The organism is Streptomyces sp. B1I3 (genome assembly GCF_030816615.1).
In the GTDB taxonomy this organism is placed as follows: domain Bacteria; phylum Actinomycetota; class Actinomycetes; order Streptomycetales; family Streptomycetaceae; genus Streptomyces.
The window spans coordinates 1595763-1609881 of sequence record NZ_JAUSYD010000001.1 but is presented as its reverse complement, the minus strand read 5'-3'; the positions used below and the strand labels follow the sequence as shown (position 1 = coordinate 1609881).

At 71.6% G+C, this 14119-nt stretch carries 9 protein-coding genes and 1 pseudogene; 6 read left to right on the top strand and 4 right to left on the bottom strand.

Annotated elements, in window-relative coordinates:
• Positions 1-45: 45 nt before the first annotated feature.
• The gene (locus tag QFZ58_RS07465) at positions 46-1878 is read right to left on the bottom strand and encodes a non-ribosomal peptide synthetase (protein ID WP_307124122.1); all 1833 of its coding nucleotides are present in this window, start codon (positions 1876-1878) and stop codon (positions 46-48) included.
• 679 nt (positions 1879-2557) lie between these two features.
• On the opposite strand from QFZ58_RS07465, the gene QFZ58_RS07460 reads away from it, so the two are divergent.
• Positions 2558-3022, top strand: coding sequence for a MarR family winged helix-turn-helix transcriptional regulator (locus QFZ58_RS07460; protein ID WP_307124121.1), 465 nt, complete (start codon positions 2558-2560; stop codon positions 3020-3022).
• Between the two features lie 108 nt (positions 3023-3130).
• Here the strand turns inward: QFZ58_RS07460 and QFZ58_RS07455 are convergent, their stop codons facing one another.
• Positions 3131-3892, bottom strand: coding sequence for a hypothetical protein (locus QFZ58_RS07455; protein ID WP_307124120.1), 762 nt, complete (start codon positions 3890-3892; stop codon positions 3131-3133).
• A gap of 258 nt (positions 3893-4150) precedes the next feature.
• On the opposite strand from QFZ58_RS07455, the gene QFZ58_RS07450 reads away from it, so the two are divergent.
• From QFZ58_RS07450 to QFZ58_RS07435, 4 genes are all read left to right on the top strand, one after another.
• A complete protein-coding gene (locus QFZ58_RS07450) occupies positions 4151-4510 on the top strand; it encodes a hypothetical protein (RefSeq protein ID WP_307128795.1) in 360 nt (119 codons plus the stop codon).
• 175 nt (positions 4511-4685) lie between these two features.
• Positions 4686-6176: an amidase gene (locus QFZ58_RS07445; RefSeq protein ID WP_307124119.1), complete on the top strand. Its 1491-nt coding sequence runs from the start codon at positions 4686-4688 to the stop codon at positions 6174-6176.
• 386 nt (positions 6177-6562) lie between these two features.
• Entirely contained in the window at positions 6563-8785 is a 2223-nt protein-coding gene (locus QFZ58_RS07440; protein WP_307124118.1) for an NADP-dependent isocitrate dehydrogenase, read from the top strand.
• Between the two features lie 147 nt (positions 8786-8932).
• Entirely contained in the window at positions 8933-9223 is a 291-nt protein-coding gene (locus QFZ58_RS07435) for a hypothetical protein (protein WP_307124117.1), read from the top strand.
• A gap of 186 nt (positions 9224-9409) precedes the next feature.
• Here QFZ58_RS07435 and QFZ58_RS07430 read toward each other — a convergent pair whose 3' ends face one another.
• Positions 9410-11662: a cation-translocating P-type ATPase gene (locus tag QFZ58_RS07430; RefSeq protein ID WP_307124116.1), complete on the bottom strand. Its 2253-nt coding sequence runs from the start codon at positions 11660-11662 to the stop codon at positions 9410-9412.
• 170 nt (positions 11663-11832) lie between these two features.
• Here QFZ58_RS07430 and QFZ58_RS07425 point away from each other — a divergent pair.
• A pseudogene (locus QFZ58_RS07425) lies at positions 11833-12811 on the top strand (hypothetical protein).
• 93 nt (positions 12812-12904) lie between these two features.
• Here QFZ58_RS07425 and QFZ58_RS07420 read toward each other — a convergent pair.
• On the bottom strand, positions 12905-13969 hold the full coding sequence (locus QFZ58_RS07420; protein ID WP_307128794.1) for a biotin/lipoate A/B protein ligase family protein: 1065 nt from the start codon (positions 13967-13969) through the stop codon (positions 12905-12907).
• Positions 13970-14119 lie beyond the last annotated feature (150 nt).

The window sequence follows — 14119 nt, the reverse complement described above, 5'->3', positions numbered from 1 at the left end:
ACGCGACCGGCGCAGCGCGTGTGCCGGACGCTGTCGGGAACTCCGTCAGCCGTTGGGTGTCGAGGTGCTCCGCTCCTGATCACGGGACTCCTCGACGAAGCGCGCCAGTTCTTCCACCGTGCCGTGCCGGAAGACCGACTCGGTGGTGACTTCGACCCCGAATATCTTCTGCAGGCGGGAGGCGAGCTGCACGAAGTGGAGGGAGTTCCCGCCATGGCCCAGGAAGGAGTCCGTGGTGGAGAAGTCGTCCATTCCAGAGATGTCGATCCAGGACTGCAGGACAACTGCTTCGAGCGGGTTCTGCATGGCTGTTCCGCCTTTCTTTCCGCTGGAATCGTGCTTCGTGGTACCGGATGACCCGGGAAGGATGAGCGCGGTGCGGTCGATCTTGCCGTTGACGTTCGTCGGCATCTTCTCGAGATGACAGAAGGAAGAGGGGATCATGTAGGAGGGCAGCTGCCCGGAGAGCCGTCGGACCAGGTCCGAGGGTTCGGCCGGCGTGCCGTCGCCGGTGGTGTAGAAGGCGACGAGACGTTTCTCCCGGGTGTCGTCCTCGAACGCCTTGACCGCCGCGTCCCTGATTCCGTCGAGCGAGCGCATCGCCAGGGTCACGGCACTGGTCTCCACCCGGAACCCGCGGATCTTCACCATGCTGTCGGACCGTCCGACCAGCACGATGTCGCCGTCCGCGGTACGCCGCGCCAGGTCGCCCGTGTGGTAGAGCAGCCCGCCGTCGGGTGCCCGGGTGAATTTCTCGGCGGTCAGTTCCGGCCGGCCGGTGTACCCCTGGGCCACGCCGGTCCCGCTCACGCACAGTTCACCCACCTCGTCGGTGCCGCAAGGGCGCATCTCCGGGCCGAACACGTCCATCGTGACTGTCGGCAGCGGCCTGCCGATCGGCACGACGCCCGGGCCGTCCACCTCGTCGGCCGACGTCAGGGGGTACAGGGCGGAGATCGAGGAGTTCTCCGTGCAGCCGTAACCGTTGTAGATGGTCGCGCGAGTGTGCGCCATGGCCTTCCGCAAGTGGGCGGGGGAGGGGAAGTCGCCGCTGAGCAGCACGATCCGGACGTCTCTCAGACACTCCGGCTCCTGGTCCACCAGTGCGTTGAACAGGCCGCACGGAAGACTGAGCACGTTCGCGCCCCGATCCTCCACGGCCTCGCGCAGCACGGGGAGCGAGGGCAGTCCGGGAGGCATCGGCAGCAGCGTGGCGCCGTGCAGCAGGGCGAGCCAGATCTCGATGGTCGAGGCGGCGAAGGAGAAGGCGGCCGACTGGGTCAGGCAGTCCCGCGGGGTGATGTCGAGGGCACCGCTGTGGGGTCCCAGTCGCGCCAGTCCGCGGTGCGCGATCCGGACGCCCTTGGGCTCACCCGTGGAACCGGAGGTGAACATGAGGAAGGCGGTGTCCTCCGGCCCGATGCCGAGATCGGTGTCGCGGTCGTCCAGGCCCTCACTCAGCCGCGCCAGGTCCTCCAGCGGGAGCGCGCCCGCGCGGGTGCCGGGGGGCAGGCCGCCCGGATCGTCGCAGACCACCAGCGACGTCCCGGCCTCGCGCAGGATGCGGCCGACGAACTCCGCAGGATGCTCGGGGTTGAGCGGCACCACGCACCCGCCGGCTTTGAGTGCCGCGAGCATGACGGCGTAGAGGTCCGGAGACCGGCGCATGTGCACACCGATGCGGTCGCCTCTCACCACACCTCTGTCGGCGAGATGACGTGCCATGCGGTTGGCCTGCCGGTTGAGCTGGTCGTACGTGACGCTTTTCGCGCCCTGTGCCAGAGCTACGGCCTCGCTGTTGCCGCGTACCGATTCCTCGAACAGGGCGGTCAGGACGAGGGGGGTGCCCGCTGATAAGTGGGGGGAATTGTTTTTCATTTTCGCTGATCTCCTCGGCGTGCTGTCCGAAGGAATGGCTTCAGCGATCTCACTGGTGCGTTCTGCGAGAAACGCGAGCCGGGATGTCGATTTCCTGCATGCGGTGCGAAGATATGGTTTCCGCAGGGAAACGATGCTAATCACATGCCGGGATCGATGTCAAACGTCTCTGGTGCGGCGGGAGTTGGGCGGCAATACCGGTACGCCGTCCGCGGTCCCCGGACGGTGGGAATCGAGGACGGATGCGCTTTCCGCCCTCTGATGCAGGGCCGGAGCAATTGCTTTGTGCCACGGCCTCCGCGTGGAGGCCGTGGCACAAAGCAATTGCTCCGGCCCTGCATCAGAGGGCGGAGCAATTGCTTTGTGCCACGGCCTCCGCGTGGAGGCCGCTTCGATGCCTTGGAAGCGTCACGGTCGGCCGGTCCTGCACCGGCTCATGGACTCCGGTACCCCCGGTTCGGTGGGCCACGCCCCCTGATGGTGTCCTCAGGGCAACCATTTTTTCCGGACCCCGAAGCCGGCGGCGTCACCGCGTCCGATCGCCGTACCGCGCCCGACGGCACGGGGCACGGTGGGCGCGGTACGGCGGAGCCCGGAGGTGTCCGGCCGTGTCATCGAGGCTGCCCCTTGATATCGTTGAACCTCCCACTACCGGTAACCCCCGTACCGGAAAGCACTTATGACTCCACAAGACTGCTCGATGCGCCCCTGGCCGCCGGAACCCAGCGGTCTGGAGGCCGCCCTGACCCACCTGCAGTGCCTCCTGGTCGCACGGCGGGCCCGCGCGAACCCGGAGGGCGTCAACTGGCACCAGTACGACGTCCTGGAACTGCTGTGGGCGCGGGGCTCCATGAGACCCTCCGAACTGAGCACCGCGCTCGACGTCTCCCGGCAGACCACGTCGAAGGCCCTGCGGGTGCTCAAGGACCTGGGCCTGGTGACGCAGAGGGCCGCCGGGGAGGACCGGCGCGAACTGAGCACCTCGCTCACCTCCGACGGGGTGGCGTTCCTCGCCCGGATCGCGCGGGGCCGCCAGGACATCGGGCAGCTCGCGGCCTCCGTCCTGACCGAGGGCGAGGGCGTCCTGTTCGCGGAGCTCTGCGAGAAGGTGGCCGCGGCCATGGAGGCCCAGCCCGCACGATGATCCCCGCCGGACGCGCCGTCGCCACCCGCCGGTTCGCTCGTCGTGCCGGGCATGGGCGACGCATCCGTTCTCGTTCCCGGTCCTCGTCGGTGAGCGGGGGGCGCGGGGTCAGGACGGCGAGGGACTCCGGCCCAGCAGAGCGTTGATGTCCACGGTGTCGTCCGGCGACGGAGTGGCCGTGGCCACCGGCTTGTCGAAGCGGGAGAAGTCCACGGACGCGTCCGCCTTGTCGCTCCGTACGGTGAGCCGCACCGGGTAGTGCTTGCCCTCGGTGGCCACGTACAGCGTCAGTTCCTGCCCGGCGGCGTTCTTCGTGACGGGTACGGCCCGCGCCCCGCCGACCGTCTTCGCCGCTCCCTTGGTGAGCGTTCCCGTGCCCACGCCGGCGCTTTTCGAGACCAGGTCGCGGACGGTGTCGAGATCACATGCCGCCACGACGGTGTGCAGCCTCGCGTCCTTGACGGATGCCTTCAGATACCGGCCGCCGAGGATGGCTTCGAAGGCGCTGCCGCCGACCGGTAGGTGGTTCTTCCAGAAGTCGGCGTCCGCCTTCACCCACACGGCGTCGCCCCGCTTGATCATCTCGACCGAGCCCTTGTCGCCGCCCAGGTCGACACCGCCCGCGCAGTTGCCGTCCCGGTCCAGGGTGAGGTCGATGCTCATCGGGTCGCGGCCCTTTCCCAGGTCGCCCCGGGTGCTGAGGTGCAGGGACTTCGCGCTCAGCAGCGCGTCGCGGGAACGGTCGGCGATCTGCTGGGCGGGCAGCGACTCGAAGTCGTCGTCCGCACCGGCCGCCGTGCCGCTCGTGACGGCGAGCACGACCGCTGCCCCGCAGGCTGCCGCGCGAGCGGCGACGCGTTGTCCGGTCACGGTGCCTCCTCGGCGAACGCCCCTGTCCAGGGCCTTCTCGCGTGTGTGTTCCCGTGTGTCCCCCGTTGCGAGCGTACGCCGGGGGCCGGGGCGCCGCACGGCGGCTGTCATGCACGGAGTGTGATGTTCAGCGGTGTTTTCGGCTACGGAGCGTGGGGGAGATCTGCCCCGGAAGCAGCGATGACCAGGGCGCGAAGGGGCGAGATGAACACGAGGGGCGACATGACCGTCGGTGGAGACATGGCTCTCGGGGGCGACATGAACGTCGGGGGAAGGACGCGGAAGACATACGGCGGGAGGGCCGCCCGCGCCCTCCTGCGCGCCGCCGTCGTCGCCGGTGTGACCCTCGCGCCGGTCGTGCCGGCGACCGCGGTCGCCGCCACACCGCCCGGTCTCTCCTGCGACACGGGCAAGCACGCGATCGACGACTACACCGGGTACGCACTGTGCCGGAACAACGGAACCTCGACACAGATCTTCTGGGTCCACCTGGTCTGCGGCTGGTCACCGGACGTGGACGGTGAGCACGTGACCCTCGCCCCGGGGCAGTCCGGCCAGTCGACCGCCCACTGCGCCGGCCTGGGCACGGGGATCGGCGAGATCCACGTGCGGCCCTAGGGCCCGCCCGTCCCTCCACGGCAGCCGGCTGCCGGGCCGGCCGGAGTCGGTGGCTCCCGCCGCGGCATGCTTGAGCGGGCTCCGCCACCTCGTTACTCTCCAGTACATCCGCCGGGGCGGTTCCGGGGCGGACCCGGGACCCGGGGCCCGGGGCGGACGCGAGGAGGCGGCAGCGATGTCCTCAGCAGACCCCACCGAACGCTCCGGGCGCAGCGGGCCGCAGGAGCCGGCCCCGCAGGCCGGACTCGTGGGCAGCGCCCAGGAGCTCGCCGAGGGCCGTACGACCTCACAGGCGCTCGTCGCCGATGCGCTGGCGCGCATCGAGGCGAGCCGCCACACCCTCAACGCCTTCCGGCACCTGCGCACCGAAGCCGCGCTCGCCGAGGCCGCCGAGGCCGACCGGCGGCTCGCGGCGGGCGAGCGGCTGCCGCTGCTGGGCGTACCGGTCGCCGTCAAGGACGACACCGACGTCGCCGGTATGCCCACCTACTTCGGCTGCGACGGGGAACTGCCGCCCGCCTCCGCCGACAGCGAGGCGGTCCGCCGGCTGCGCGCGGCGGGGGCCGTGATCGTCGGCAAGACCAACTCCTGCGAGCTGGGTCAGTGGGCCTTCACCGAAGGGCCCGCCTTCGGCGCCACCCGCAATCCCTGGAGCACCGCCCACACACCCGGAGGTTCCTCGGGCGGCTCCGCCGCGGCCGTCGCCGCCGGTCTGGTCCCCGCCGCACTCGGCTCGGACGGGGCGGGATCCATCCGCATCCCGGCGGCCTGGACCCACCTCGTGGGCATCAAGCCGCAGCGCGGCCGGATCTCCGTCCACCCCCACAGCGACGCCTTCCAAGGGCTCACCGTCAACGGCCCCCTGGCCCGTACGGTCGCCGACGCGGCCCTGCTCCTGGACGCCGCCGCGGGCTCCCACCCCGGCGACCCGCACCGCCCGCCCGCCGTCGACGCCTCCGCCGCGGCCCGCCGCGACCCCGGCCGGCTCCGGATCGGCCTCGCCCTCGACCCCCCGCTCACCCTCACGCGGAACTCACCCCACCCAGAGGTCCTGCGCGCCGTCACCGCGCTGGCCGAAGTCCTGGCCGGCCTCGGCCACCACGTCGACGAGGCCCGTCCCCGCTACGGCCTGATCGGCCTCTCCTTCGTCCCCCGCGCCACCGCCGGCATCGCCGAACTCGCCGCGCTGCACCCCGAACCCGGGCTCCTGGACCCGCGCACCCGCAGTGCCCTGCGTACCGGCACGCGCCTCGGCGGCCGGGTGGTACGGGCGGCCCGCGCGCGGGAGGTGCGCCAGCACCGCAGGATCGGCGCCTTCTTCGATCCGGCCGGGTCCGGATACGACGTGCTGCTGACACCGACCACCGCCGCCCCGCCGCCCCGGATCGGAGCCTTCGACAACCTGAGCGCCTGGCGCACCGACCTCGCCATGACCGCCGCATGTCCGTACGCCTGGCCCTGGAACGTCCTCGGCTGGCCCGGCGTCAACGTCCCGGCAGGCTTCACCCGCGACGGCCTGCCCGTCGGCGCCCAGCTGCTCGGACCCTCCCGCAGCGAGGGACGGCTCATCTCGCTCGCCGCCCAGCTGGAAGCCGACCGGCGCTGGTACGAGCACCGCCCGCCCGACCCCGTCGCGGTACGGCTCACCGGGGGCGACGGGCGCTGAACCACCGCATCCCTGCCCACGGCGGCACGCGTCAGGGCGCCGGGCCGGGCCGGACGTTCGGTCAGCGGCCCCGGTAGCGGCTCGGGCGGCGCGACGAGGAGGGCGTCGTCCCACATGGTGGTCAACTGCCTCCCCGGCCACGACGCGTGTCGGCCGCACGACGGTCAGGCCGACGGCGCGGGACCGGGCGCGGCCCGTGGTCCTCGCGCACGAGTCCGGGCTGGTCGGGGCCCGCGGACGGCCGGGCACCCCGGGCCCGCCGGGCCCCGGCGGCGACACGACAGGCCGGTCGTGGGCCGCAGGCGGGGCGGGGCCCTGTGGAGAGGGGGGCGGTCACGAGATATCTTGATGTCAAGCAATGTTGCAGACGTGGAGCGGAGCACCCGGTGACTGACTCGACCATCATCTATACGCACACCGACGAGGCCCCTGCCCTGGCGACGTACTCGTTCCTGCCGGTCATCGAGGCCTACGCCTCGACCGCGGGGGTCACGGTGGAGCGCCGTGACATCTCCCTGGCAGGACGCATCATCGCCGGGTTCCCGGAGCGTCTGAAGGCCGACCAGCGTATCGATGACGCACTCGCCGAGCTCGGTGAGCTGGCCAGGACGCCCGGCGCGAACATCATCAAGCTGCCCAACATCTCGGCTTCGATCCCGCAGCTGAAGGCCGCGATCGCCGAGCTTCAGGCGCAGGGCTACGCGCTTCCGGACTACCCGGACGACCCGCGGACCGACGAGGACAAGGACGTCCGCGCGCGGTACGACAAGGTCAAGGGCAGTGCGGTGAACCCCGTCCTGCGTGAGGGCAACTCCGACCGCCGCGCCCCCGCGTCGGTCAAGAACTACGCCAAGGCGCACCCGCACCGCATGGGCGCCTGGTCCGCCGACTCGAAGACGAACGTCGCCACCATGGGCGTCGACGACTTCCGCTCGACCGAGAAGTCCGTCGTCATCTCCGAGGCCGGCTCGCTGCGCATCGAGCTCGCGGGCGACGACGGCACCACCACCGTGCTGCGCGAGTCCGTGCCGGTCCTGGAGGGCGAGGTCGTGGACGCGGCCGTCATGCGCGTCGCCGCGCTGCGCGAGTTCTTCACCGCCCAGGTCGCGCGCGCCAAGGCCGAGAACATCCTGTTCTCCGTGCACCTGAAGGCCACGATGATGAAGGTCTCCGACCCGATCATCTTCGGCCACGTGGTCCGCGCCTTCTTCCCGAACACCTTCGCTAAGTACGGTGACGTGCTCGCGTCGGCCGGCCTGACCCCGAACGACGGCCTCGGCGGCATCCTCAAGGGCCTCGACTCCCTGCCCGACGTCGGCGCCGAGATCAAGGCGTCCTTCGAGGCCGAGCTCGCCGAGGGCCCCGCCCTGGCGATGGTCGACTCCGACAAGGGCATCACCAACCTGCACGTGCCGAGCGATGTCATCGTCGACGCGTCCATGCCTGCCATGATCCGCACGTCCGGCCACATGTGGGGCCCGGACGGCAACGAGGCCGACACCCTCGCGGTCCTGCCCGACAGCAGCTACGCGGGCGTCTACCAGGTCGTCATCGACGACTGCCGCGCCAACGGTGCCTTCGACCCGTCGACCATGGGCTCCGTACCCAACGTCGGTCTGATGGCGCAGAAGGCCGAGGAGTACGGCAGCCACGACAAGACCTTCGAGATCCCCGCCACCGGCACGGTGCGGGTCCTCGACGGCAAGGGCGACGTCGTGCTGGAGCAGGCCGTGGGCGCCGGTGACATCTTCCGGATGTGCCAGACCAAGGACCTCCCGATCCAGGACTGGGTCAAGCTCGCCGTCACCCGCGCCCGCGCGACGGGCAACCCGGCCGTGTTCTGGCTGGACGAGGGCCGCGCGCACGACGCCAACCTGATCGCCAAGGTCACCACCTACCTGGCCGAGCACGACACGGACGGCCTGGACATCTCCATCCGGACGCCGGAGGAGGCCACGGCCTTCTCCCTGGAGCGCATCCGCCGCGGTGAGGACACCATCTCGGTCACCGGCAACGTGCTGCGTGACTACCTCACCGACCTGTTCCCCATCCTCGAGCTGGGCACCAGCGCCAAGATGCTGTCCGTCGTCCCGCTCATGAACGGCGGTGGGCTCTTCGAGACGGGCGCCGGCGGCTCCGCGCCCAAGCACGTCCAGCAGCTGGTCAAGGAGGACTACCTGCGCTGGGACAGCCTGGGTGAGTTCCTCGCCCTCGCGGTCAGCTTCGAGCACCTGGCCACCACCACGGACAACGCGCGCGCCAAGGTGCTCGCCGACACCCTGGACCGGGCCACCGGCACCTTCCTCAACGAGGACAAGTCCCCGAGCCGCAAGCTCGGCGGCATCGACAACCGTGGCAGCCACTTCTACCTGGCGCTCTACTGGGCCCAGGAGCTGGCGAAGCAGACCGACGACGCCGCGCTCGCCGAGGCGTTCGGGCCGCTCGCCAGGACGCTGTCCGAGCAGGAGCAGACCATCGTCGCCGAGCTGATCGCGGTCCAGGGCAAGCCGGCCGACATCGGCGGCTACTACCAGCCCGACCCGGCGAAGGCGGAGGCCGTCATGCGCCCGTCGGCGACCTTCAACAAGGCCATCGCCTCGCTGGGCTGATCCCCGGCGCGGCACGGCCGCACCACACCGCACGCCCGGGCCGCCCCCGGCAGGCACTCCGCCTGCCGGGGGCGGCCCGCGTGCGCGGGTGTGGCACCTGACGGGCGTGCAACGCGTGACCGGCAGCAGTCGCGGACGAGCCGCGAGGTGGCGGCGGCGGTTCAGCACGTGGTGCCGGACGGCACGTTCTTCGACCCTGTCCCCGCACTGTCCGGGCCCCTGCCACCCGATCCGGGGACGGTTCTCGACACCGTCCTGTCGGCCGTGTTCCGTCACACCGGGGAGGAGTTGCAGGACGACGCCGCACTCCTTGCCGTCACCCTGGACGCGGCCGCCGGCGCCGGTACGGACCGGGAGCAGCGGCCTGGCGCCCCCCGGCATGGCGCCCCCGGCCCGGCGCCCACCGGCCCGGTGCCGTCCCCGCCCGTCACGCCGTAGGTCCTGCCGTCGGCGGCCCGCACCGCGGGCCCGCCCGGCAGCTCGGGCCGGACGGCACCCGGGGTCGCGTCCATGACGAGGACCACCGCAGCCACGCCCGCTCGACGTCGAAGCACTCTTCCCGTAGGTGGAGCATCCGGGAGGCCGGTCGGCCTCCGCCGCCGCGTCCTGCCCGCGTGCCGACGTTTACGCGGCCCTGAAGCCGCGCAGCCGCAGGGAGTTGCCGACGACGAAGACGGAGGAGAAGGCCATGGCCGCCCCGGCGATCATCGGGTCGAGCAGGCCGGCGGCGGCGAGCGGCAGGGCCGCGATGTTGTAGGCGAAGGCCCAGAACAGGTTGGTCCTGATGGTGCCGAGCGTCCTGCGGGAGAGGCGGATGGCGTCGGCGGCGGAGTTGAGGTCGCCGCGTACGAGGGTGAGGTCGCCGGCCTCGATGGCGGCGTCGGTACCGGTGCCCATGGCCAGGCCCAGATCGGCCTGGGCCAGCGCCGCCGCGTCGTTGACGCCGTCGCCGACCATCGCGACGCTGCGGCCCTCGGCCTGCAGCTTCCGGACGACGTCGACCTTGTCCTCGGGCATGACCCCGGCGATCACCTGGTCGATCCCCACCTCCTCGGCGACGGCCTCGGCGACGGCCCGGTTGTCGCCGGTCAGCAGGATCGGGGTGAGACCGAGGGCCCGGAGCCGGCGGATCGCCTCGGAGCTGGTGTCCTTGACGGCGTCGGCGACCTCGAGGACGGCGCGGGCCTCGCCGTCCCACGCCACGGCGACGGCGGTGCGCCCGGCGGCTTCCGCGTCACGCGCGGCCCGGAGGAGCCCGGCGGGCAGTTCGACCGCCCATGCGGCCAGCAGCTTCTCGCGGCCCACGAGTACCGCGTGGCCTTCGACGACGCCCTGCACGCCCAGTCCCGGTACGTTCGCGAAGTCCTCCGGCGCGGGCAGACCGCCGGCCTCCGCGGTCGCGCCGGTGGCGACGGCCCGGGCGACGGGGTGTTCGGAGACGTTCTCGAGAGCTCCGGCGAGCCGCAACACGTCGGCCCTGTCCGTTCCCTCCGCGGTGTGGACGGCGAGCAGGGTCATACGGCCGGTGGTGACGGTGCCGGTCTTGTCCAGGACGATCGTGTCGACCCGGCGCGTGGTCTCCAGTACCTCCGGGCCCTTGATGAGGATGCCGAGCTGGGCGCCGCGTCCGGTGCCCACCATGAGGGCGGTAGGGGTGGCCAGGCCCAGGGCGCAGGGACAGGCGATGATCAGGACCGCGACGGCGGCGGTGAACGCGGCGGTCAGCCCTGTCCCGTTGCCCAGCCAGAAGCCCAGGGTGCCGAGGGCGAGTGCGATGACGACCGGTACGAAGACGGCGGAGATCCGGTCCGCGAGGCGCTGGGCCGCGGCCTTGCCGTTCTGCGCCTCCTCCACCAGTCCGGTCATCCGGGCGAGCCGGGTGTCGGAGCCGACCCGGGTGGCCTCGACGACGAGACGGCCGCCGACGTTCAGCGTCGCGCCGGTCACGGCGTCGCCGGTCGCGACCTCCACCGGGGAGGATTCACCGGTGAGCATGGAGGCGTCCACGGCCGAGGACCCCTCGATCACCGTGCCGTCGGTGGCGATCTTCTCGCCCGGCCGCACCAGGAAGTGGTCCCCGGTCTCCAGGGCGGCGATCGGGAGGGTCTCCTGCCGCCCTTCGCGCAACACGGTGACCTCCTTCGCGCCCAGCTCCATCAAGGCCCGGAGCGCCGCCCCCGCCTTGCGCTTCGAGCGGGCCTCGAAGTACCGACCGGCCAGGATGAACGCGGTCACGCCGGCCGCCGCTTCGAGGTAGATGTTCCCCGCGCCGTCGCTGCGAGCGATCGTGAACTCGAAGGGGTGCGTCATGCCCGGGGTGCCGGCGGTGCCGAAGAACAGGGCCCACAGCGACCACAGGAACGCCGCCGAGGTGCCGACCGAGATCAGGGTGTCCATGGTCGCGGCGCCGTGGCGGGCGTTGGTGAACGCGGCGCGGTGGAAAGGCCAGGCCGCGTACGTGACGACCGGTGCGGCCAGGGTGAGAGAGAGCCACTGCCAGTACTCGATCTGCAGTGCGGGGACCATGGCCATCGCGATCACCGGGACGGCGAGGACGGTGGCGGTGACCAGCCGCTGCCGTAGAGGGGCGAGCTCGTCGCGCCGCTGCCCGCCTTCCCCGTCCGGCCCGGTCTCGGTGGCGGATGGCGGTTCGTGGGCGGTGTAGCCCGTCGCCTCGACGGTGGCGACGAGGTCGGAGATCTCGACGTCACCGGTGAAGAAGACCTTCGCCTTCTCCGTCGCGTAGTTGACGGACGCCTCGACACCGTCCATGCGGTTGAGCTTCTTCTCGATGCGGGCCGCGCACGAGGCGCAGGTCATCCCGCCGATGGCGAGCTCGACCGAGGCCGTTTCGGCTGTCGTGCTGGGGGTGGCCATGACGTGCTCCTCGGGTGGCTTCTTCATACCCCACCGGGGTATGAGGTGAACGGCTCCATGTATACCCCCCAGGTGTATGCGTGGCAAGCGTGTGCGGCGGGTTGACTAATTACCCCGGGGGGGTATCTTCCAAGGGGTCGCGACCGCGGCCCGGCAGCAGGGAGGGACCCATGAACACAGGCCTCAAAATCAGCGTCTACGCAGCAGTGCTGGCGGCGACGTTCGGAACGGCGTACGCGGCGGGCGGTGCCGTCGCCCCCGTCGCCGGCAGGAGCGGGCCCGCACAGCACGCCGGCCGGCACGTGCCGGAAGGGGAGGCAGGCGGCGAGCACGCGGGCCGCCGGGGGGAGGGAGCCGGTGAGGCGGCGTCGCCACCCGGCGGGCTCCAGATCTCCGAGGGGGGCTACGCCCTGGACCTCCGGACGCCGCGCATCGAGGCGGGTGAGGCGGCCGAGCTGCGCTTCGCCGTCGTCGAGGAGCGCACCCGGCGAACGGTGACCGCCTTCCGGCGCGAGCACGGCAAGGAACTGCACCTGATCGTGGCCTCCCGCGACCTGGCGACATACCGGCACCTGCACCCCGAACGGGCCGCAGACGGCACCTGGTCCACCCCTGTAGACCTCCCGAAGGCCGGCGGTTACCGCCTCTTCGCCGACTTCCGGCCGGACGCGGGGCCGGCCGGTGGGCTCACGCTGGGTGCCGACCTGGCCGTCTCGGGTCTCTCGACGCCGGAGCCGCTCGCTCGCGGCGGGCGGACGGTGGCCGTGGACGGGTACGTGGTGCGACTCGAGGGCGGCCTTCGCCCCGGGGCGGGCAGTGAGCTGAAGCTCGCGATCACGAAGGACGGCGAGCCCGTCACCGACCTCCAGCCCTACCTCGGTGCGTACGGGCACCTTGTCGCACTGCGTTCAGGCGACCTCGCCTATCTGCACGTCCACCCGAACGGTGGACCCGGCGACGGCACGACCCGACCGGGTCCGGAGGTCTCCTTCACGGTGACCGCTCCCAGCGAGGGGTCGTACCGCCTCTTCCTCGACTTCCGGCACGGGGGGGAAGGTCCGCACGGCCGCGTTCACCCTGCACACCGAGGGCGGCGCCGCTCGGCAGCCCGTCGTGCAGGAGCACGGGGCGGACGGGCATCAGCACTGACCGGCGCCTTCGGGCTGGAGCCCCACGCCGAGGGGGCGGGCCGCGTCACGTCGGCGTTCTCGGGCGGAGCCCCACGCCGAGAGACGGACCCCGTCACGGCACGCGCGCCGTCCATCGCTCACTGCTGTACTTGCTGACGGCCAGCTCCTCGGCGCGCGCCAGTTCCTCGTCACCGACCCGCCCGTCGGTGAGCCCGTACCGGTCGCGGAAGGACTCCACCATGCGGTCGATGACCGTCTCGCGCGGCAGGCCCGTCTGCCGCCGCAGGGGATCGACGCGCTTCTTGGCGGACGCGGTGCCCTTGTCCGACATCTTCTCCTTGCCGATGCGAAGGACGTCCAGCATCTTGTCGGCGTCGATGTCGTAGGACATGGTGACGTGGTGGAGGACGGCTCCCGGCCCGCCGTCCGGGCCCACCATCCGCTTCTGGGCGGCGCCGGCGATCTTGCCGACATCGGTGGCGATGTCGTTGAGCGGCTGGTACCAGGCATTGATGCCCATGTCGCCGAGTGCCTGGAGGACCCAGGCGTCGAGATGGGCGTAGGAGTCGGCGAAGGACAGGCCGGCCACGAGGGAAGCGGGTACCGACAGCGAGTACGTGATGGTGTTGCCGCTCTCCACGAACATGGCCCCGCCCCCGGAGATCCTGCGCACGACGGTGATGCCGTGGCGGGCGGCGCCCTGTGGGTCGACCTCGTTGCGCAGGGACTGGAAGCTCCCGATGATCACCGCGGGCGAGGCCCACTCCCAGACCCGCAGCGTGGGCGGCCTGCGGCCCGCGGCGACCTCCCTGGTGATGACCTCGTCCAGCGCCATGTGCAGAGCGGGGGACTGCGGTCCCTCCCGGATGAGCTGCCAGTCGTGCTCCCGCCACTCGCCGGCCTGCGACAGTGCGCGGTGCGCGGCCACGGCGACGCCCTCGGCGGTCAGACCGAGCATCACCGTGCCGGCGGGAAGGGCTGCGTCGATGCGGGCCGCGAGAGCGGTGGTGTCCATGTGGGCCGGAGCCCCTTCCAGGGCCGCGTCGATGGCGAGGATGGCCTCGTCCGGTTCCAGGAAGAAGTCGCCGGCCACCCGCACGTTCCGCAGAGCGCCTCCCTGGACGTCCAGGTCGACGACGACGAGCTTGCCGCCCGGGATCTTGTACTCACCGTGCACCTCAGGCCTCCGCATGCGTCGACTCATGTCCATGAACAAGCTTGTGATCAGGCACAACGCCATGGATGGGCGGTTTAATCCGCGCTCCGCGGACTGCGGCCCGGTGCGGGCCGAGGCCGGCGCGCACAGCCGCGGCCCGGCATGCCCCCG

What these genes read in the sequence shown, in the direction of transcription:
- QFZ58_RS07450 (WP_307128795.1), top strand. Translation starts at nt 4,151, where the DNA reads ATGAACGTCGGGGGAAGGACGCGGAAGACATACGGCGGGAGGGCCGCC.
- QFZ58_RS07445 (WP_307124119.1), top strand. Translation starts at nt 4,686, where the DNA reads ATGTCCTCAGCAGACCCCACCGAACGCTCCGGGCGCAGCGGGCCGCAG.
- QFZ58_RS07465 (WP_307124122.1), bottom strand. Translation starts at nt 1,878, where the DNA reads ATGAAAAACAATTCCCCCCACTTATCAGCGGGCACCCCCCTCGTCCTG.
- QFZ58_RS07430 (WP_307124116.1), bottom strand. Translation starts at nt 11,662, where the DNA reads ATGGCCACCCCCAGCACGACAGCCGAAACGGCCTCGGTCGAGCTCGCC.
- QFZ58_RS07460 (WP_307124121.1), top strand. Translation starts at nt 2,558, where the DNA reads ATGACTCCACAAGACTGCTCGATGCGCCCCTGGCCGCCGGAACCCAGC.